Genomic DNA, 19773 nt, shown 5'->3' with positions numbered 1-19773 from the left:
GGGGCTTTGCTTTATGGCTTTCGGCATTTACTGGGACCCGGCTTCCGGGCAAGGAACTCGACATCCATGAAACGCAGACTTGGCTTGCTGACCGGTGTGCTCACGGCGGGCACCGTCGCCTGTTTCGCCGCCTTGGCACAGGATGCGCCCACGGCCCCCGACGGGACGCCGACCTACATCGTCAAGGACGGTCAGGTGGACAAGGGAACCTACAACGGCTACCGCCGCTTCCACGCGACCTGCCACACCTGCCACGGCTTCGACGCATCGGGGTCGTCCTTCGCTCCCAGCCTCGCGGACTCGCTGAAGCGCCTCAGCTACGACGAGTTCAAGGAGGTCGTCGTCAACGGCCGCCAGAACCAGGGCGCCACCGGTGACAAGGTGATGCCCTCCTTCGGGCTGGACCCGAACATCATGGACCATCTGGACGACATCTACCGCTATCTGAAAGCGCGGGCGGACGGCGCGCTGCCCGGCGGACGTCCGCAACGCCTCGGCGGCTGATACGGGAAAGGGGGGGAACTTCATGGCACATCCGGCAACGCTCATTCCGGCGCTGCGCCGGGGCGTTCCTTCCGCCGCCGCCATGCTCGCCGCCGCCATCCTCGCCTGCGCCGCGGCATCGCCGGCCCTGGCCGTCGAGGTGACGGAGCGCGAGACGGTGCGGGTCTGCGCCGACGGCAACCTGCTGCCCTACTCGAACGAGAGGCTGGAGGGCTTCGAGAACGAGATCGCCCGGCTGATCGGGGAGGATCTGAAGAAGCCGGTGACCTACCACTGGTGGCCCCAGACCATCGGTTTCGTCCGCAACACGCTGCGCGCGCGGCAGTGCGACCTCGTGATGGGCACGGCGTCCGGCGAGGAGCTGATGCAGAACACCAACCCGTACTACCGGACCGTCTATTCCCTCGTCTACCGCACGAAGTCGGGCATCCGGGCGGACAGCGTGGGCGACCCGTCCCTGAAGGACGCCCGCATCGGCGTCGTGGAGAAGACCCCCGCCGTCAACCTCCTGCGGCTTTACGGCATCACCCGGACCGAGCCCTACCAGCTCAACACCGACACGCGCGCCAACAACCCGGCCCGCGACGCCATCGAGGATGTGGCGAGCGGGAAGACCGACGCCGCGGTGATCTGGGGGCCGATCGCCGGCTATTTCGCCGCCCAGCAGGCGGAACCGCTGACCGTCGTGCCGCTGATCCGGGAACCGGCGGCGGCCCGGCTGCAATTCAACATCTCCATGGGCATCCGCGCCGACGAGCCGGAGTGGAAGCACTGGCTCAACGATTTCATCAAGCGCCGCCAGGACGACATCGACCGCATCCTGCTGCGCTATCACGTCCCGATCATCGGCCCGGACGGCGCGCTGAAGACGGCGGCGGCCATGGAACCGCCGGGCTACCGGATGGATCAGTACCGCGCCCCGACCCCCGCCGGACTGTCCGGCGCCTCCACCGTGACCCTGGCCGAGCTGCGCCGGCTGATCGAGCGCGTTCCGGAGGCGCGCCTGATCGACGTGATGCCGGCGCCGCCGCGCCCGGCGGACCGCCCGGAACCGGCGGTGTGGGTGCCGCCGCCCCGCCGCAGCCTGCCGGGAGCGGTCTGGCTGCCCAACGTCGGCTACGGCAGCCTATCCGGAGAGCAGGAGCGCTATTTCCGCGCCGGTCTGGAGACGCTGAGCAAGGGGGACCGAGCGGTACCGCTGGTCTTCTTCTGCGAGCCGGACTGCTGGATGTCCTGGAACGCCGCGAAGCGCGCCGTGGAGTGGGGCTACGGCAACGTCTACTGGTATTCCGATGGGGCGATGCGGTGGCAGGAGGCGGGCTACGCGCTGGAGACGGTGCAGCCCTTCGCCGCCGGCACGTCGCATTGATCCCGCCCCATGTTCAGTCCAGGCGGGCTTCAGTCCAGGCGGGCGGCGATGTCGCGGGCGATGCGGCCCGCCTTCTGTTCGAGCTGGACCGGCTGATCGCACAGCGCCGACTGGTTGCGCCGCCGCTCGTCGAGGATGCGCCGCCTCCAGGCGATGTCCTCCTTCAGGGCCGCCGCCTCGGGGGCGTCGGCGGAAAGCCCGTTGAGACGGGTCAACGCCTTGTCGATGCTGTCGAGCAGTTCGCGCTGCTGGTGGGCGTAGCGCCGGATGGCGGAGATGGCCTGCCCGCGTTCGCGGTTGAGCGCGTCGAAGGCGCCGGCGAAGAGGGCGGTGAGGGCCGCGTTGCGGTCGAAGCCCGAACCGGCGCCGTCCCATTGATCGGCGAAGCGGTCGATCGCCGCCTGTTCCTGCTCCGGATCGAGCCGGCGGTCGAGGATCCGCTTCAGAACCGGCTCGGTGCCGGGGATGTCGCGCCAGTCCCCCTCCTTGCCTTCGATGGGATCGCCGGGCCAGATCTGGCCGGACGACAGGGTTGGAACCAGGACCTGGACGCAGGGCCACTCCGGATCGCTCCCGGCGGCGCCCGCCGGGACGGACGCCAAGGTGAGGAACGCGGCGGCAAGAAGAGCGGAGCGGTGACGCATGGTTCGATTCTGCAGGATATCGGTCCGGCCTGCCCATCCGGTCATTCGGATAAGGCCGGCGAATTTGGTCATGGCGGCGATCCTGTCCGTGGCGCTGCTGCCGGCATCCCTGGCCCCAGCCGCGGCGGAGGCGCCGGTCAAGGTCCTGGTCTTCGAGTTCGAACTGGTCGACACCAGCCAGGAGGAGCCCGCCCCGGACCATCCCGGACGGCTGGAGCGGCTGACGGCGCTCCTGCGCGACGGGCTGAGGGACGGCGGCTATGAGGTGACCGGCGCCCGCGAGAGCAGCATCGCCGCCGACGTGCCGGAGTCGCTGCGCCTGTGCAACGGATGCGAACTCGACCTCGCGCGCCGGGCGGGCGCGGACATCGTGGTGACGGGTTTCATCCATAAGATCAGCACGCTGATCCTGAACATGCAGATTATAATGCGCCGCGTCGGAACCGCCGAAAACGGCGGCGGCAATGGCGGCGAAGCCGGCGCTGATATCGTCGCCGTCGGAAACGCCGACATCCGCGGCGACAACGAGCGGTCCTGGCGGCGCGGCGTCGAATGGCTGCTGCGCCACCGCCTTCTGGCCGCATCGCCGTCCGACCGGTGACGAACCCAAGGCATCCGGAGCGGAGGGAACCGACCTTCGCCCGACACGGGGAGGAGGATCGCTTGGCCGACGACGCTTTGCTCTCCTATGTGCCGTACCGCCCGGCGGCGAGCCCCGTCCGGTATTACGACATCACCCTGCGCGACTATGTGGACCAGTTCAGGATCGGGGTCTGGGACCAGGAGAAGGGGCGCACGCAGCGCGTCCGGATCAACGTCGCGCTGACCCTCCCCTGGCCCGACCGCCCGATGACCGACAGCCTGGACGAGGTGCTGTCCTACGATTTCCTGATCGACGGCATCCGCGCGCTCCGCGACGGCGGGCATGTGCACCTCGTCGAAACGCTGGGCGAGCGGATCCTCGCCCTGTGCTTCTCCATCCCGAGCGTCACCCGGGCGCGCGTGCAGGTGGAGAAGCTGGACGTCGTGCCGGAATCCGGCGGCGTCGGCGTGGTCATCGAGCGCTCCCGGCCAGAGGGAGCATGAGCGGAGTCATGAGCGGGGGCAGGGGCAGCGCGCCGCTGTGGGTCGTGAAGCTGGGCGGCAGCCTGTGGCGCGCGCCGGAACTGCGGCGCTGGCTGGAGATCCTGGCCGCGGCGCGGCGCCTGCGGGTCGTGGTCGTCCCCGGCGGCGGTCCCTTCGCCGACGCCGTGCGCGACGCCCAGCCGGCGCCCGGCTTCGGCGACCGCGCCGCGCACCGCATGGCGCTGCTGGCGATGGAGCAGTACGGGACCGCCCTGGCCGACCTGGAGCCGCGGCTGACCCCCGCCCGCACACCTGCCGACCTGCGCGGCCTGCCCAGCCCGACCGTCTGGATGCCGCTTCCCCTGGCGGGCGAGGCCGACGTGGCGGAAAGCTGGGACGTCACGTCCGACAGCCTGGCGGTCTGGCTGGCCGGCGCGCTCGGCGCCGCCTGCGCGGTCCTGGTCAAGTCCGTTCCCCTGCCGGACACCGCCGCCCCGGTGACCCAACTCGTTGAGGACGGCGTCGTCGACCCGGCCCTGCCCGGCCGCATGGCCCGTTTCGGCGGGACCGTCTGGTGCGTGCCGCGGGACGATCACCGGCGCTTCGCCGAGGCGCTGGACCACGGCACCCCGTGCGGAACCCGCCTGACCGGGGCCATCAATGGCTGAAGCGCCCGGCCACATCCTGTTCCTGACGGGCGAGCTGGCCGAACCGCGCCTGCGCCGCGTTCTCGCCGCGCTGGAGCCGCTGGAGTTCCGGACCACCGTGGTCAATCTTGGCATCAAGGTCGCCGCGCTGGCCACGACGGAGATCGTGCTGCGCCGCCTCGCCTCGACCGAAGGCGCCGACCGCGTGCTTCTGCCGGGACGGTTCCGCGGCGACCTCGACCGGCTGTCCGCCCATTTCGGCGTGCCGTTCGAGCGCGGTCCCGACGAGTTGGAGGACCTGCCCCAGCATTTCCGGCGACGGGCCGCCCCGGTCGATCTCAGCCGCTACCATACGAAAATCTTCGCCGAGATCGTCGAGGCGCCGCTGCTCGACGTGGCGGCCATCCTGGACCGCGCGGCCCGGTTCAAGGCGGACGGGGCCGACGTGATCGACCTCGGCGGGCTGCCCGACCACCCCTTTCCCCATCTGGAGGCGGCGGTGACGGCGCTGCGCGACGCCGGCCACACGGTCAGCGTCGATTCCCTCGATCCCAAGGAGTTGCTGCGCGGCGCGGAAGCCGGCGCCTCCTACCTGCTGAGCCTGACCGAGGCGACGGCCTGGGTCGCCCGCGAGACCGACGCGGTGCCTGTCGTCATCCCCACCACGCCCAGCGACCTGCCATCGCTTGACCGGGCGCTGGACGCGATCCGCGGGGAGGGGCGGCGCTGCATCGCCGACCCGATCCTGGAGCCGATCCATTACGGCTTCACCGATTCCCTGCTCCGCTACCGCGACATCCGGGCGCGCCATCCCGACCTGGAAATCCTGATGGGTGTCGGAAACGTGACCGAGCTGACCGACGCCGACACGCCGGGGATGATCGCGCTGCTGATGGGAATCGTCTCCGAACTGCGGATCGACCATGTCCTGGCGGTGCAGGTCAGCCCCCATTGCCGCCGGACCATCCGCGAGTTCGACGCGGCGCGCCGCCAGTTCTTCGCCGCCGCGGAGGCCGGCGCCCTGCCCCGCAACTTCGGCGACGCCCTGCTCTGCCTGCGCGACCGCAAGCCCTTCGTCAGCACGCCGGAACAGGTGGCGGACCTCGCCGCCCGCATCCGCGACCCGAACTACCGGATCGAGGTGACGGAACGTGGGGTCCATCTCTACAACCGCGATGGGCACCATGTGGCCGGCGATCCCTTCGCCCTGTTCCCGCACATCGACACCCGCGGCGATCCCGGGCACGCCTTCTATCTCGGGGTGGAGCTGTCGCGCGCCCATGTCGCCCGGCAGCTCGGCAAGCGCTACAGCCAGGACAGCGAACTGCGCTGGGGCGTGGCGGTGGACGCGCCGGGCGAGGAGCCGTCCGGGTTTCACGCCCCGGGAACGACGCGCCCGCCGAAGCCGGAGGGCCGCAAGACGTGACCTTCATCCGCGAAACCATCATCACGAGCTGCGATGCCGCGGGAAACGTCCATGTCGCCCCCATGGGCGCCACGGTGACGGAGACCGGCTATGTCCTGGCGCCCTTCCGCCCGTCGCGCACGCTCGACAACCTGCTCGCCACGCGCTGCGCGGTGGTGAACTTCACCGACGACGTGCGGGTGTTCGCCGGCTGCGTCACCGGGCGGCGGCGCGGCTGGCCGACCGTTCCGGCGGAGCGCATCCGCGGTGCCGTGCTCGCCGCTGCGCTGGCACACGAGGAGGTGGAGGTGGCCGCGGTGGAGGATGACGGCGTGCGCCCCCGCCTGGAGTGCCGTCCGGTGCACCGCGTCACCCACCGCCCGTTCCGCGGCTTCAACCGGGCGCAGGCGGCTGTGGTCGAGGGGGCGATCCTGGTCAGCCGCCTGCATCTCCTGCCGTCCGAAAAGATCGACCGCGAGATCGACTATCTGTCCATCGCCATCGGCAAGACCGCCGGTCCCGTGGAGCTTGAAGCCTGGGGCTGGCTGCTCGACCGCATCGCCGAGCACCGCGCGGGCGGGGGCGGCGCCGCATGACCCGGCTGCTGGCGAGCGTCGCGACCCTGGACGAACTCACCCTTGCCGCGCGGGGCGGGGCGGACATCCTGGATTTGAAGGACCCCAAGGCCGGTGCGCTCGGCGCATGGCCGCTGGACGGCATCGCCCGCGCCGTTCGTGAGGCCCGCCGGTGGCCCGTCCGCCCGCCGCTGAGCGCCACCGTGGGCGACCTGCCGATGGCCCCCGCGGCGGTGACGGGGCGGGTCGCCGAAACCTGGGCCTGCGGCGTCGATTATGTAAAGATCGGCCTGTGTCCGTCCGGCGATCCGGCGGCCTGTGTGGCCGCGCTGGAACCGGAGGCACGGCGTGGTGCCCGGATCGTCGCCATGCTGTTCGCCGATCTCTGGACCGACGCCAACCGCCTGCTTCCCGACCTCGCGCAGGCCGGCTTCGTTGGCGCCATGCTCGACACCGCCGGAAAGGGAGCGGGCGGCCTGCTGCGGCACAAGACGAATGGCGAACTGGCGCGCTTCGTGGAGCAGGCACGCGGCCTCGGCCTGCTCACCGGCCTTGCCGGCTCGCTGCGCCGGGAGGACGTTCCGGCGCTTCTGCCGCTCGCGCCCGATTATCTCGGCTTCCGCACGGCTTTGTGCGTCGGCGCGGACCGGGGCGGCGCGCTGGACCCGACCGCCTTGGCGGCCCTCCGCCACGCCGTCCCGCGGCGCCTCGCGAGTGCCTGAACGAACAGGCCGCTATTGCCCGGAGCCCTGCTTCGGCGGCTCGGACGTGACGTTGCCGCCCTGCGTCACCGAGCCCCCGCCGATGGTTCCCTGCCGCTGTCCGGCGAGCGAGTTGTCCGGCAGAGCGCCCGTGCCGCTCGTGGAACCACCCGTGGACCCCGACGCCGGCGAATTGGGGGCCGAGGAGCCGGACGTGCCGCTCTGCCCGCCTCCGCCCTGCGAAACCGAACCGCCGACGGTGCCCTGCCGCTGTCCGGCCAGCGAGTTGTCCGGCAGCGCGCCGGTGGATGGGCTGGTTTGGGGGCTGGTCTGGGTTCCGGAGCCTTGGGGCATCGCGCCGCCCGTGGACTGGGCCGACGCCGGGACCGCCGCCACGACCGCGGCGAGGGCCAGCGCGGACGCACCGGCCAGGATGTGCAGATGTTTCATGAAGATGTCCTCCGGCTTTGGGTTGGGAAGTCTCGGCGCCTCTACCGCACGTCCTTCACGCTCCGGTTCTGGCGGGACGCTTCGCCCATATGGCCGATGTCCTCCTTCGCCTGCTCGTCCCGCCCGGTGTCCTGCGGTTCGTCCTTCTTGAAGTCCTGCTTGCTGCCGAGAACGCTCTTCCCGCCGCGGGGCTGGTCCTGAGCCTTGTCGGATTTTCCGGTCATGACGTTTTCCTCCACCCGATCCCGTCCGGCGGGATGACCGGACGGTCGTCTCTTCCGTCAACCGGAGGTCGCCGGGGGCGGTTCCGTTCCCCCGCCCCGTCACCCTTGTTCCGCCGGACCGCCGCGGCGCGCCCAGAAGCCCCGTCCGGGGTCGTAGGCGAGGATCGCCCCCCCCAGGAACAGGACCAGACAGGCGCTCACGGCCATGAAGGCCGTGGCGTTGAATTGCAGGTAGAGCGCGAAGCGGATCAGCTCGACCGCCTGCGTGAAGGGGTTGACCCCGGCGATCCAGGCCAGCGTCGGGCTGCCCTCGCGGATGCGCCACAGCGGGTAGAGGGCGGAGGAGGCGAAGAACATCGGGAAGATGACGAAGTTCATCACGCCCGCGAAATTCTCCAACTGGCGGATGAAGGAGGACAGCAGGAGGCCGAGCGCCCCCAGCATCAGCCCGCTCAGCACCAGGGCCGGCAACACCGTGAGGTAGCCGAGTTCGGGCGGCTGGACGTTCCAGAACCACGCGATGGCGAAGAAGACGTAGACCTGCGCGATCGATACCAGAACGCCGGCCAGCAGCTTGCAGACCAGCAGGTACCAGCGTGGCAGCGGACTGACCAGCAGGGTCTTCATGCTGCCCATCTCCCGGTCGTAGACCATGGACAGCGAACTCTGCATCCCGTTGAAAAGCTGGATCATGCCGACCAGCCCCGGCGTCACGTAATCCTCGTACAGGATGTAGGTCTCGTAGGGCGGGATGATCGACAGGCCGAGCACCGCGCGGAAGCCCACCGCGAAAATGGCCAGCCAGACCAGCGGGCGCACCAGGGCGGCGAAGAACCGCTCGCGCTGGTGCACGAAGCGCAGCCCCTCGCGGATGATGATCGCGCGCAGGCAACGCCAGTAGAGCGCCGCGGTCATTCCGGCCCTCCCCTTCCCGTCAGCCGGGCGAAAGCCTGCCCCAAGGCCGCGGAACCGGTGGCGGCGCGCACCTCCTCCACCAGCCCGGCGGCCAGCACGCGCCCGAGGTGCAGCACCACCACGCCGTCCCCGTCCAGCACCTCGTCGATCAGGTGGGTCGCCCAGAGCACGGCCAACCCCCGCTCCCGGCAGAGGGCGTGCACATGGTCGAGCACCTGCCGGCGCAGTTCGATGTCCAGCCCGACGGTCGGTTCGTCCAGCAGCAGAAGGCTCGGGCGGTGAAGCAGCGCGCGGGCGATCTCCACCCGCCGCCGCTGCCCGCCGGACAGGGTGCGCACGCGCTCGTCCGCGCGTTCGGCAAGGCCGATGCGGGCCAGTTCCTCGCCCGCCCGCGCCTCGATGTCGGCGGATGCCAGACCATGCAGCCCACCGTGGTAGCGCAGGTTCTGCAGGACGGTCAGGTCCGGGTCGAGCGTCGGCTGCTGGAACACCACGCCGATGCGCGCCAGCGCCTGGGCGGGATGCCGGCGCATGTCGAAGCCGAAGACCCTGATGTTTCCCCGGCGGGTGTTGTAGATCCGCGTGATCAGGGAGAAGAGCGTGGTCTTGCCGGCGCCGTTCAGCCCCAGCAGCGCGGTGAACCGCCCCGCGGGGACGCCGAACGACACGTCGTCCAGCACCGCCCGCGTGCCGAAGCGGTGGCTCAGCCCCTCGACCGCCAGAACCGGGTCCGCCGCGGCATCGTCGGGATCGGCGCGCCGGTCGGGAGGTGCCGTTTCGAAACAGGCCATGTCATCCCCATCGCCCGGAGCCGTTGCAATCGCTCAATCAACCCTCTCCCCCCTGGGCAGAGGGGACTCTCCCTGCGCCCTCGCCACCCTCGCCGCCCGTCACGGCTTGACGATCACGCCCCAGGGCGCGCCGCCGACCGAGATCGACTTCACGACACGGCCACGCTCCAGATCCATCACCGACATGTCGTTGCTGACGCCGTTCGTCGTGTAGAGGCGCTTCTCGTCCGGGGACAGCGCCAGATTCCACACCCGCTGGCCGACGAGGTGGTAGCGCTTGACCTCGTAGGTCCTGGCGTCGATCTCGGCGACGCGGTTGGCCGGTCCGAGGGCGACGAAGGCCCGCTGCCCGTCGCTGGTGAGTTGGATGCCGACCGGCTGGATCGACTCACGCGGGACGCCCTGCACGGCGAAGGTGATCTTGTGGACGACCTTGCGCGACGCCGCGTCGATGACGCTGACCGTCCCGCCGACCTCCGACGACACCCAGACGAACCGCCCGTCCCCGCTGAACTGGGCGACGCGCGGGCGCGCATCGACCAGCACGTTGTCGATGATCTTGTGCGATTCCGTGTCGATGAAATGCGCCATGTTGGTCGTCTCGGAGGTGTTCACAAGAAGTTTGCCGTCCGGGCTGACGCCCATGCCTTCCGGTTCCACCCCCACCTGGATCTCGCCGACGATCTTCTTCGTCGCGATGTCCACCACCGAGACCATGTTGTCGTCCTCGTTGGCGACGTAGAGCCGGTGGCCCTGCGGGTCCAGGACGAACAGCTCCGGATCGGGGCCGGACGGCAGCCGGTCCACCACTTTCCGGGTCGCCACGTCGATCACGTCGATCCGGTTGTCGTCGCCGACGCAAACGAAGATCTGCGTCATGTCCTCGTTGAAGGTGATGCCGCGGGGCCGGCGCCCGACCTTGATCGTGGCGACCACCTCCAGCTTGCCGCCGTCCACCACCGAGACCGTGTTGCTCTTCTCGTTCGACACGAAGATCGTGTCCGCCTGCGCATTCGGCGTGACGGCGAAACCCAGCAAGGCTAACGCGCCGATCCGGGCGGCCTCTCTGAACGACGGCATGATGTTCCCTCCCATGGATTTTTTTCTCAGCGGATGCGGCACCGGCTCTCCGGCCGGTCGTCGCCGAGCGTGTCGAGTTCCGAGAACTGGTGCAGGTATCCCGGCTGCGGCGACACCGAGACGAGCACCCGCGGCCCGGCCAGCAGCACGGGCTGGCGAAGCTGCCCGTCCCAGTCGCGGAAGGTCAGCCCCTGCCCCTTGAAGGCCGGCAGGGCGAAGTCCGGGCCGCGCACGAAGGCGGCGAGCGCTTCGGGATCGGCGGAGCGGGTGCGCGTCGCCGCCTCCCCCACCGCGCGGACGGCCATCCAGGCGGTGTAGTCACGCGGGCGCATCCAGCGCCCGGCCTGCCGTTCGAAACGGCTGTGGATCTGCGTCGCCCCCCACTGCTCGTGCACGCGCGACCACGCGGTCGGGACGAGCCCATGGGTGCCCACCACCGGGCGGGGAAGCCACGTCTGGTAGAGGAGATACTCGCCGAACCCGTCCGCCTCGTCGGCGACGACCAGCACGTCGTGCTCCGCACCCTGGGTGAAGGTGAGGATCTCCGACTGGACGGTCACATGGCCGGTGTCCACGCGGCGGTTCGCGTCCTCGAACGCCCAGCGCTTCTCCTCCACGATCCTGGCGCGGTAGCGCTTGGCGGCGGCGCGGATCGCGTCGGCGTAGGCGGCGTCCTGCGGCGTCCGCCCGACCACCAGCAGCCAGTTCATCCATTTCCGCGACGCGAGATACTGGGCCAGCGCGTCGGCCTGCATCCGGCGGCTGGGCGTCAGGTGCAGCAGGTTGGCGCGGCAGCGCTCGTTGCGCAGGTCGTCGTCCGGCGCGCGGGTGTTGAAGATCAGCATGCCGCCCGCCTCGGGCGCCGCCGCGGCGGCGAGCAGCGCGTCCTCCTTCAGGTCGGCGACCAGCAGACGGATGCCCTGCCCGGCGAGGTCGCGCACGGCGTCCTCGACGCGCCCGTCCTCCGGCACCGTCGCCTCGACCAGTTCGAAGCGCTGGCCGAGGAAACGCCCCGTCGTGTTGTTGTCGGCGATGGCGAGGCGGGCGCCCTGGACCCCTTCGTCCTCGGACACCGGTTCGAGGAAGGTCTGAGGAATCCGCGGCTCCTCCGCACGGGTCAGGTAGCCGATCCGGACCACCATCGGATCGGCGGCCAAGTCGGCGCCCCATGCCGGAGACCCGAGCAGGAAAACAACGGCAACGGTCAGAAGGGTGGCGACCCTCATCACAGACCCTCCGGCGCGGTCGGCGGCAAGGCCGCGGTCTTGAGAGACGATCTGCGATTGTGGCGCGGCGGCATCGAACACGCTACGCCTTCAAAAGGATGAGCACTTCTCCCATCCCCCCGACCGAACGGTCACCGACGAGGCGCCGGGCACGGGTACCCACAGCCGGAAATCCCGCGGGCCACGCCCCGCCGACGGTCAGCTCCCGCCGCATCAGCTCCAGGAACAGCCAGTCGTTCATGCCGCCATCGACGAAGCCGGGCGGAACGGCCTCCAGCGCTTGGGACAGCAGGATGGAGCCGCGGCGCATGGCCTGCCCCAAGCCGGGGCCGCAGCCGGCGCCCACCACGATGGTCCCCGCGATCATCCTGGCCCCGCACAGGCTGCCCACCCGCCCGTGGACGGCGATCAGCCCCCGCCGCATCCGCTCGCCCACGCGGTCCCCGGCGCTGCCCGCGACGGTGACGGACCCGCCGCTCATGCCGCGCGTGCCGCCGGCCAGCGGCGCCCCCAGGAAGTCGCCGGCATCCCCGGCGATGCGCAGGCGCCCGCCGGCCATCTCCGCAGCGGCGAAGGCGCCGCAGCGCCCCTCGACGGTCAGCGAGCCGCCGCTCATGCCGCTGCCGGCGTAGGCACCGCAATCCCCCTCGACCAGGATGTCCCCGGCGCTCATGCCCGTCCCCACCCCGTCGAGCACGGCGGCGCCGGGACGCAGGATCAGGGTTCCGGAAGGGCCGCCGTCCTGGAGCGTGAACAGCGCGTCCAGCCGGTGGCGCTCCCGCCCGCGGACCGGCATCGCCCCGGCCAGCGCGTCCCGGCCCCCCTCGGCCAGCCGCTCGGGCAGGACGCCCGTCATGTCGATGGGCGGACCGGCGGGCTCGCGGGGGGTGAGGACGACGCCGCTCATGCCATCACCTCGTGCAGGCGGAACTGGTAGCGCCCGAGCTTGCCGCCGTAGTTGCCGGCGGTGACCGACACCACCCCACCGGCGGCGCCCAGCCCGGCCACCGCGGCGATGCCCGCCCGCATGGCGGCGGCGACCGCTTCGGCGCTCACCCCGTCGATGACCAGTTCGAGGATGGACTCCACCCCCTCCGGCACCAGCGACACGGGCGCCGTGCCCCGCAGGGTCGGGCAGAAGGCCGTGTTGGTGGAGGCGATCAGGCCCTTGTACTTGCCGCCGATCTTCGAGCCGGAGCGGACCACCCCGCCGGGAAAGGGAAGGATGGCGCCCGGCAATGCGCGGATCGCCGTGACCGCGGCCTGCGCCGCCGCCAGCCCGGCGCGGCGGTCGGCGGCCAGGATGATGAAGTTGCCGCCGCCGACGCCGTCCACCGCCGCGGTGGTCGCCTCGCACAGGAACTCGCCGTCCATCACCGGGATGCGCCAATGGCGCCGGGTGCCGATCCGCTTGGCGATCTGCCAGCCGTCGCCGAAGTAGCGCAGCGCGTTGCCGAGCGGAATCGCCGGGCCGTCGCGCAGCCCCGCGTAGCAGGCCGTCCCGGGACAGGTCATCACGCATTGGCCGACGCGGCGCGCCACCTGCTTGGCCAGTTCCGCCCTGGACATGGCGAACAGGAGCACCGCGGCGCCGGGCCGGGCGTCGGGCGTCTCGTCCGGCGGCAGCGGGCGCTCCACCGCAGCCTCGCAGCCGCAGGCGATGACCGAGGTGGCGAAGCCCGTCATGCTGAGCACCGCCGCCTCGGCCCAGGCCGGGGTGTCGGCGGTCACGATCAGCCGCGTGCCGAGCATGGGAAAGGCTTCGGCGAAGGTGTCCTCGATGTGCACGCCGTTGAGCCGCATCAGAACGCCCCCATCAAAATCCACTGGGCTGGCAGGCGTGGCGGATCAGGCCGTTGCCACCGCGGATCTCGTCCTCGGCGATGCGGAAATGGGTCAGCCGCTGGCCCATGCGCTCGTCGAAGCGGCGCGCCATCCACGCCTCGATGGCCGGGTCGTAGGCGGGCTCCACCACATGCGTCCGCCCCGGGACCAGCGCCACCACCACGCCGTCGCGGACGATCACCCGGCCATCCTTGAAGACGAGGTCCGGCGTTTCGAACATGGCGCGGCGGTCGGCCCGGTCGGTGTAGACGGTGATGTCCGCGACCGCTCCCGGCCCGAGATGGCCGCGGTCCGTCAGCCCCAGGATGCGCGCCGGTGCCGCGCGGGTCATGGTGGCGATCTCACCCAGCGAATACTCGCGCGTCAGCGACCCGAGGATGGTGTGCTCCGGCAAGTCCGGGTGCAGCCCGGCCATCCTGGCGAGGCGGTAATCGCGGTCCATCAGCAGGCGGATCAGCTCGGGATAGCTGGTGAAGGGACCGCCGTTCGGATGGTCGGTGGTGAGGAAGACGCGCCAGGGATCGTCGATCAGCAGGAACAGTTCCAGCCCGATCGCCCATTGCAGCGCGTTGACGAACGCCTTGTCGCGGTAGCGGAAGGGCACGACGCCGCAGCCCGCGTCGCATTCGATGTCCATCATCACCCATTTCTTCGGGTGGGCGAGCCCGGCGTTGCCCATCTGCGCCATGGTGTCGGCCGACGCCGTGACCGTCTGGCCGAACATGATCTGCCCGACGTCCACGGAGATGTTGGGCCGCCGGTTGACCTCCTCCGCGATCCGCGCGGCGGCGGACGAGAATTTCCGGTCGCCCTCCGCGCCGTAGGCGTGGAACTGGACGTGGGTGAGGTGGAGCCGCAACCCCTCGACCGCCGCGATGCTGTCGAGCGTCGCCTCCACGTTGCCCGGCACGCCGAGGTTGAAGCCGTGCAGATGCAGCGGATGCGGGATGCCGAGCCGCTGCACCGCTCCCGCCAGCGCCGTCAGGATGCGGCGCGGCGTGATGGCGTGGAAGGGGCCGGCCTCGTCCACGTCGAGGCGCCGCCGGTTGTACTTGAAGGCGTTGATGCCGCCGGGATTCACCGCCTTCACGGCGAGGCTGCGCGTGGCGTTCAGCATGAAGCCGACGTAATCGGCCACCGCGTCCTCTCCCGCTCCGGAGGCGAGAAGCTCCAGCAGCAGGTCGTCGTTGCCCAGCACCAGATAGCCGCCGGTGTCGATCAACGGAATGTCCGCCATTTCCAGATGCGCGTGGCGGGCGTTGCTGGGCAGCATCGCCGGCTCGAAAGCCGCCGTGTAGCCCATCCGGGCATAGCGGCAGCCCGTGACGTGGGTGGAGGGCGTGGCGATGGCACCGCCGCAACCGCAGGGTCCCTCCGTTGCGATCGCCGCCGCGCGGTGTTCCTCCGCCATCAGCAGGCGCGCGATGTTGACCTTTCCCCCGGCGATGTGGCTGTGGATGTCGATGGCGCCGGCCATCACCACCCGCCCGGACAGGTCGTGCACCTCGTCCGGCGCGGCGCCGGGGCCGGGATCGGCGACGATCCGCCCGTCCCGGACGAACAGGTCGCCCACCGCGCCGTCGCGCCCGTTGGCCGGGTCGTAAACGCGCCCCCCGGTCAGCTTCGTCAGCATGCGGGGGCCTCCTGCGGCAGGGCGGCGGCGATGGCCTTCAGCACGGCCGCGGCGTCGGGCAGGCCGCGGTCGATCAGGCCCCGCGCGCGCAGGGCGACCACCGTGTCGCTGCGGAAGACGTGGGCCGGGTGGTCGATGCCCGGCGTGCCGACCGGAATGAACACCACCGGCTCGGCGGGAAAGGCCGTTCCCGGCGGGGCCAGGGCGATGACGGCTTTCCCGGCGGGAAAGGCGGGCACCTCGGGCCGGAAGGCGGATATCCAGAGGACGCAATCCGCCACTTCAGCGTACCGCGCCCAGTCGAAGCGGTAGGGATCGTGCAACGGCGCTCCGCCGGCCAGCGAGGTGCGCAGCGGCACGCCGAATTGCCAAGTGCAGACCTGGTTGGCCCCGACCACGTTGTCGTGCCCGGCGAGCGGCAGACCGGCGCAGCGGGTGTGCCGGTTCACGTCGTGGACGAGACGGAACAGCCGTTCCACCGTCAGGTCGGCGTGGGCCCCTGTGAAGGCGGAGGCGGCCCACGCCACGACCGCATAGCGCGCCTTGAGCAACCGCTCCGCCAGGGCCGCGAGGGCGCCCGCGGCGATGCCCGCGGCTTCCGTTGCGCGCGACGGATCGGGCAAGGCCGCGGCCAGCGCCGCCGCCGCATCCCCGACCCGCGCGGGATCGCCGGGCAGGACCGAGACGTGAAGAGCCGCCAGAGCGGCCCGCGTCGCGTCCAGCGGCGCGCCGCACAGGAACACCACCTCCCGCGATGGCGGTTCCTGGAAAGCCGGTGCCGGGGCCACCCAGCGTTCGAAGACGCGCGGATGGAGCGCCGCCGGGTCCGGCCCGGCGACCAGCAGCAGGTCGCAGCGGTTGCGCAGCTCGGCCAGCGTCGTCGCGATCCAGCCCGTGCGCTGGAGCACCGCCAGATTGCGGTACAGCCCGTCCGACAGCGCGTGATCGACCACCGCCCCCACCCGCTCGGCGAGCGCCAGAGCCGCCCGCGTCCCGTCGATGTCGGTGCCGAGCCCGGCCACCAGAGGCGTGCGGGCCGCAGCCAGCGCGGCGGCGGCGGCCCGCACCGCGTCGTCCGGCTGCACCGGACCGCCCGCGACGCGCGGCGGCTCCGCCGGGGGGGTGCGGGAAAAGCGGTCCTGCGCGATCGGACAGCCGGTGGAACGCACCGCCAACCCGTCCGGCCCCTCCTCCACCGTCAGGTCGTCGCAACCGAGGCCGCAGAACGGACACACGACATCGCAATGGACGACAGGGGAATGGACGACGGGCTCGCTCGCCATGCCGGTGCCGTCAGTCATACTTGATGTAGGCGAAGCGCAGATCGTCCTTGGGCGTTCCCTCCAGCGCGCCGCCGTCGCGGGCGGGTTGCCATTGGATCACCTCCTCGATCTTGCGGGCGAGTTCGAAGTCCTTGTCGGTGATGCCCTTGGCCGTGTGGGTCTTCAGCCGCACCTCGACCCAGGCGTAGGAGACGGTGAGGTCCGGATGGTGCCACGCGGCCTCAGCCAGATGGCCGACCGCGTTGACCACCATCAGGGTGCCCTTCCAACTGTTCGTCTTGTACTTCCGGCGAATCCAGCCGTCTTCGAATCGCCAGCGCGGCAATATTTGCTGCAACCGCTCCACGATTTCCGCATCGGAATAGGTGGTTTCCTGAACCGCGGTCATGACTTCCTCCCCGAAGTGACCGAACAGTCCTCACCCCGAAGAGGTATATACTATTGGATCGGGGTCTTTTTTTAACACAAGATTATCATGATCAAAACAACGACGCAACTTTCCTTGAACGAGTGAGGTTCTCATGCCCCTCGGCGTCGATGAAGAGAGGGAGGTGCGGGTTACGGCGCCCGCGCGGCTTCATCTGGGTTTCCTCGACATGAACGGCGGTCTGGGCCGCCGGTTCGGCAGCCTGGGGCTGACGCTCGACGGGATGGCGACGACCGTCCGGGTCCGCGCCGCCGACCGCCTGCACGCAACCGGACCGTCGGCGGAGCGCGCTTTGAAGGCGGCGCGGGCGGTTTGCGACCGGTTCCGCTGGCCGGTCCGCGCCGAACTGACGGTGGAGGAGGCCATTCCCGAGCATGTCGGGCTGGGCTCCGGCACGCAACTCGGGCTGGCGGTCGGGACCGCCCTGGCGCATCTGCACGGGCGGCCCCTGACGGTCCGCCGGCTCGCCGCCGAGCTTGAGCGCGGCGCCCGCTCCGGGATCGGAATCGGCGCCTTCGAGAACGGCGGCGTCATCCTGGACGGCGGCCGCGGGTCGGGCGACGATCCGCCGCCGATCGTCGCGCGCCTGCCCTTTCCGGAGTCCTGGCGCGTCCTGCTGATCCTGCACCGGGACGGCCAGGGGCTGCACGGCACCGCCGAGGTTCAAGCCTTCAAGGCGCTGCCGCCTTTCCCGGCGGAGCGGGCCGGGCATCTGTGCCGCCTGATGCTCATGGCGGCCCTTCCGGCCCTGATCGAGGGCGACGCCGACCGCTTCGGGCAGGCGGTGGGCGAATTGCAACGCACGGTGGGCGACCATTTCGCCCCCGTCCAGGGCGGGCGCTTCACCAGCCCCGCCGTGGCCGACGCGCTGGCGTGGCTGGAGGCCGAGGGCATTCCCGGCGTCGGGCAAAGCTCCTGGGGGCCGACCGGCTTCGCCGTCGTCGGCGACGCCCGGCGCGCCGAAGCCCTGCTGGCGGAGGTCCGGCGCCGCTGGGCGGGGTCCGCGCTGGACTTCCACCTGCACCGTGGCCGCAACGACGGCGCAACGCTGGAGTCCACCCTCGACCGGGCGGCGCTGCGGGTCTCCTGAGCCCCCATACGAGCAAGCGGGATACGAGCAAGCGGGAGAAGCACGATGGCCGCACCCTACGTCCTGCACATGCTGACGCCGCTGAATCAGGTCAGCGCTTTCGACGTCAACATGGCCGCCGATGCCGGCATGGACACGCTGTTTCCCTACACCGGCGTCGCGGCGGAGGAGGTCGCCGGGATCACCCAGGACGCCATGTTCTCCCGCGATCCGGCGAACGCGGCGCGGACCGGGCTGTTCATCGGCGGGCGCGACGCCGTGGTGGCGCTCGACATGATGGAGACGGCGCGCAAGGCCATGTTTCCGCCCTTCACCATCTCCGTGATGGTCGATCCGTCCGGCGCCTTCACAACCGCGGGCGCCATGGTCGCCGTGGTGGAGCGCGCCCTGCGCCGCAGCCGCCCGGACGGGATCAAGGGGCTGACCGTGCAGGTCTTCGGCGCGACCGGCGTGGTCGGCGGGATCGCCGCGGTGATCGCCGCCCTGGCCGGCGCGCGTGTCACGCTGGTCAGCCACCGCGGCCTGTCGGGCGTGGAGCCCAAGGCCGCCGCGTTCCGCGAACGCTTCGGCGTCGAGCTTGCCTGCGCCGACGCCCCCGACGACGCGGCGCGAGAGGCGCTGCTCGCCGATGCCGAGGTGGTGTTCGGCTGCGGGCGCGCCGGTGTGCAGATTTTGTCCGCCCACAACCTCGCCGCGGCGGGGCGCCTGCTGGCCGCGGCGGACATCAACGCGGTTCCGCCATCCGGGATCGAGGGGGTCGGCGCCAAGGACGACGGCACGCCGCTGCCCGGCGGGCGCGGCGTCGGCATCGGCGCGCTCGCGGTCGGCAACGTCAAATTCCGGGTCCAGCACGCCCTGCTGAAGCGCCTCGCCGAGGCGGAGAAGGCCGAGTATCTGGACTTCCGCGATGCCTATGATGCCGCCCGCCGGATCGCCGGCTGAAAGGCCGGCCGGAACACCGGATATCATCGTCGCCGCCCTGTCGGCGCGGGCGCTGGCCGCCGCGGCGCGGCGCGGCGGTTTGCGTCCGGCAGCCATCGACCTGTTCGCCGATCTCGACACCCGCCGGTTGGCCGAGCCCTGCCTGCGGCTGCCGTCCGGCGCGTTGCGCCTGGATTCCGGCGCCCTTCTGGGCACCCTGGCGCGAGCGGAACTGCGCGGCCTGCCGCTGGTCTACGGCGCCGGCTTCGAGGACGACCCGGCGCTGCTGGCGCGCATCGCCGACGACCGCCCCCTGCTCGGCAACCGGGCCGAGGTGGTGGCGCGGGTCAAGGACCCGTTCCTTTTCGCCGCCGCGCTGGACCGGCTGGGCATTCCCCATCCCCCGGTCGCGCGGGTGCTCGACGCACCGCCCGGCGATTATCTTCTGAAACGGACCGGCGGCAGCGGCGGCGGACACATCGCCCCGGCAGCGGCGGCGGAAGCCCCGCCGGGCTGGTACCTCCAGCGCCGCATCGCCGGCCACGCCGTGTCGGTCCTCTTTCTCGCGGATGGAGACCGGGCCGTGATCGTCGGGCCGAGCCGGCAATGGACCGCGCCGACCCCGGACAACCCCTATCGCTACGGCGGTGCCGCCGGGCCATGGCGCTGTCCGGAGCGGCTGACCCGGACCTTGCCCGGTCTGATGAGCCGCCTCGCCGCGGCCTTCGGACTGGTCGGGCTGAACAGCGCCGACTTTTTGCTGAGCCGGTCGGGCCACCATCTTCTGGAAATCAACCCACGGCCCGGCGCAACCCTGGACGTCTTCGACCGCCCGCCGATGCCGCCCCTGTTCGGCCTTCACCTGGACGCCTGCGCCGGGCGCCTGCCCGACCGGCTGCCGGCGCTCCAGGGCTGCCGGGCGGCGGAGGTGCTCTACGCCGACGCCCCCACCCGGATCGTCGCCGGCACCCGCTGGCC

General features: G+C 71.2%; 23 protein-coding genes. 11 read left to right on the top strand and 12 right to left on the bottom strand.

Annotated elements, in window-relative coordinates:
• The first annotated feature begins 66 nt into the window (after positions 1 to 66).
• The gene (locus QSG27_RS15555; protein ID WP_306707626.1) at positions 67 to 504 is read left to right on the top strand and encodes a c-type cytochrome; all 438 of its coding nucleotides are present in this window, start codon (positions 67 to 69) and stop codon (positions 502 to 504) included.
• Positions 505 to 526: 22 nt separating this feature from the next.
• Positions 527 to 1873, top strand: coding sequence for a quinoprotein dehydrogenase-associated putative ABC transporter substrate-binding protein (locus QSG27_RS15550; RefSeq protein WP_306707624.1), 1347 nt, complete (start codon positions 527 to 529; stop codon positions 1871 to 1873).
• A gap of 29 nt (positions 1874 to 1902) precedes the next feature.
• Here QSG27_RS15550 and QSG27_RS15545 read toward each other — a convergent pair whose 3' ends face one another.
• Positions 1903 to 2517, bottom strand: coding sequence for a hypothetical protein (locus QSG27_RS15545; RefSeq protein ID WP_306707622.1), 615 nt, complete (start codon positions 2515 to 2517; stop codon positions 1903 to 1905).
• Between the two features lie 70 nt (positions 2518 to 2587).
• Here QSG27_RS15545 and QSG27_RS15540 point away from each other — a divergent pair, with 70 nt between their 5' ends.
• From QSG27_RS15540 to QSG27_RS15515, 6 genes are all read left to right on the top strand, one after another.
• Positions 2588 to 3118 carry a DUF3280 domain-containing protein gene (locus tag QSG27_RS15540; RefSeq protein ID WP_306707620.1) on the top strand — a complete coding sequence of 177 codons (531 nt, stop codon included), beginning with the start codon at positions 2588 to 2590 and terminating at the stop codon, positions 3116 to 3118.
• Between the two features lie 62 nt (positions 3119 to 3180).
• Entirely contained in the window at positions 3181 to 3603 is a 423-nt protein-coding gene (locus tag QSG27_RS15535; protein WP_306707618.1) for a dihydroneopterin aldolase, read from the top strand.
• Between the two features lie 8 nt (positions 3604 to 3611).
• Complete coding sequence (locus QSG27_RS15530) at positions 3612 to 4250, top strand: amino acid kinase family protein (RefSeq protein ID WP_306707616.1); 639 nt, start codon at positions 3612 to 3614, stop codon at positions 4248 to 4250.
• Positions 4243 to 5655 carry a DUF6513 domain-containing protein gene (locus QSG27_RS15525; protein WP_306707614.1) on the top strand — a complete coding sequence of 471 codons (1413 nt, stop codon included), beginning with the start codon at positions 4243 to 4245 and terminating at the stop codon, positions 5653 to 5655. The genes QSG27_RS15530 and QSG27_RS15525 overlap by 8 nt, the downstream gene beginning before the upstream one ends.
• Positions 5652 to 6230: a DUF447 domain-containing protein gene (locus tag QSG27_RS15520; RefSeq protein ID WP_306707612.1), complete on the top strand. Its 579-nt coding sequence runs from the start codon at positions 5652 to 5654 to the stop codon at positions 6228 to 6230. Before QSG27_RS15525 ends, QSG27_RS15520 begins: the two co-directional genes overlap by 4 nt.
• Positions 6227 to 6931, top strand: a complete 705-nt coding sequence (locus QSG27_RS15515) for a (5-formylfuran-3-yl)methyl phosphate synthase (RefSeq protein ID WP_306707610.1) — start codon at positions 6227 to 6229, stop codon at positions 6929 to 6931. The genes QSG27_RS15520 and QSG27_RS15515 overlap by 4 nt, the downstream gene beginning before the upstream one ends.
• Positions 6932 to 6943: 12 nt before the next feature.
• Here the strand turns inward: QSG27_RS15515 and QSG27_RS15510 are convergent, their stop codons facing one another.
• The 11 genes from QSG27_RS15510 to QSG27_RS15460 all read right to left on the bottom strand — a co-directional run bounded on the left by QSG27_RS15510 (position 6944) and on the right by QSG27_RS15460 (position 16745).
• Entirely contained in the window at positions 6944 to 7360 is a 417-nt protein-coding gene (locus QSG27_RS15510; RefSeq protein ID WP_306707608.1) for a hypothetical protein, read from the bottom strand.
• 41 nt (positions 7361 to 7401) lie between these two features.
• Entirely contained in the window at positions 7402 to 7584 is a 183-nt protein-coding gene (locus tag QSG27_RS15505) for a hypothetical protein (RefSeq protein ID WP_306707606.1), read from the bottom strand.
• Between the two features lie 99 nt (positions 7585 to 7683).
• Positions 7684 to 8499 carry an ABC transporter permease gene (locus tag QSG27_RS15500; protein WP_306707604.1) on the bottom strand — a complete coding sequence of 272 codons (816 nt, stop codon included), beginning with the start codon at positions 8497 to 8499 and terminating at the stop codon, positions 7684 to 7686.
• A complete protein-coding gene (locus QSG27_RS15495) occupies positions 8496 to 9290 on the bottom strand; it encodes an ABC transporter ATP-binding protein (RefSeq protein ID WP_306707603.1) in 795 nt (264 codons plus the stop codon). Before QSG27_RS15495 ends, QSG27_RS15500 begins: the two co-directional genes overlap by 4 nt.
• A gap of 99 nt (positions 9291 to 9389) precedes the next feature.
• Positions 9390 to 10370 (bottom strand): PQQ-dependent catabolism-associated beta-propeller protein, encoded by a 981-nt coding sequence (locus QSG27_RS15490; RefSeq protein WP_306707601.1) that lies wholly within the window; start codon positions 10368 to 10370, stop codon positions 9390 to 9392.
• Positions 10371 to 10396: 26 nt separating this feature from the next.
• Entirely contained in the window at positions 10397 to 11596 is a 1200-nt protein-coding gene (locus QSG27_RS15485; protein ID WP_306707600.1) for an ABC transporter substrate-binding protein, read from the bottom strand.
• A gap of 82 nt (positions 11597 to 11678) precedes the next feature.
• The gene (locus tag QSG27_RS15480) at positions 11679 to 12503 is read right to left on the bottom strand and encodes a formylmethanofuran dehydrogenase subunit C (protein WP_306707599.1); all 825 of its coding nucleotides are present in this window, start codon (positions 12501 to 12503) and stop codon (positions 11679 to 11681) included.
• Positions 12500 to 13399 carry a formylmethanofuran--tetrahydromethanopterin N-formyltransferase gene (gene fhcD, locus QSG27_RS15475; RefSeq protein WP_306707598.1) on the bottom strand — a complete coding sequence of 300 codons (900 nt, stop codon included), beginning with the start codon at positions 13397 to 13399 and terminating at the stop codon, positions 12500 to 12502. Before fhcD ends, QSG27_RS15480 begins: the two co-directional genes overlap by 4 nt.
• Positions 13400 to 13412: 13 nt before the next feature.
• On the bottom strand, positions 13413 to 15074 hold the full coding sequence (locus QSG27_RS15470) for a formylmethanofuran dehydrogenase subunit A (protein ID WP_306707596.1): 1662 nt from the start codon (positions 15072 to 15074) through the stop codon (positions 13413 to 13415).
• Entirely contained in the window at positions 15068 to 16357 is a 1290-nt protein-coding gene (locus QSG27_RS15465) for a molybdopterin-binding domain-containing protein (protein WP_306707594.1), read from the bottom strand. The genes QSG27_RS15470 and QSG27_RS15465 overlap by 7 nt, the downstream gene beginning before the upstream one ends.
• A 10-nt stretch (positions 16358 to 16367) precedes the next feature.
• Positions 16368 to 16745: a 4a-hydroxytetrahydrobiopterin dehydratase gene (locus tag QSG27_RS15460; protein ID WP_306707593.1), complete on the bottom strand. Its 378-nt coding sequence runs from the start codon at positions 16743 to 16745 to the stop codon at positions 16368 to 16370.
• A 133-nt stretch (positions 16746 to 16878) separates the two neighbouring features.
• Between QSG27_RS15460 and QSG27_RS15455 the strand changes: the two genes are divergently transcribed.
• The 3 genes from QSG27_RS15455 to QSG27_RS15445 all read left to right on the top strand — a co-directional run.
• Positions 16879 to 17874: a beta-ribofuranosylaminobenzene 5'-phosphate synthase family protein gene (locus tag QSG27_RS15455; RefSeq protein ID WP_306707592.1), complete on the top strand. Its 996-nt coding sequence runs from the start codon at positions 16879 to 16881 to the stop codon at positions 17872 to 17874.
• Between the two features lie 45 nt (positions 17875 to 17919).
• Positions 17920 to 18816 carry an NAD(P)-dependent methylenetetrahydromethanopterin dehydrogenase gene (locus QSG27_RS15450; protein WP_306707590.1) on the top strand — a complete coding sequence of 299 codons (897 nt, stop codon included), beginning with the start codon at positions 17920 to 17922 and terminating at the stop codon, positions 18814 to 18816.
• Positions 18782 to 19773, top strand: a 992-nt coding sequence (locus tag QSG27_RS15445) for an ATP-grasp domain-containing protein (protein ID WP_306707588.1), incomplete at its 3' end; no start/stop codon positions are given. The genes QSG27_RS15450 and QSG27_RS15445, both read left to right, overlap by 35 nt.

Source organism: Azospirillum isscasi, from assembly GCF_030849505.1.
Taxonomy (GTDB): Bacteria; Pseudomonadota; Alphaproteobacteria; order Azospirillales; family Azospirillaceae; genus Azospirillum; species Azospirillum isscasi.
This window is presented reverse-complemented; position numbering and strand designations above follow the sequence as displayed.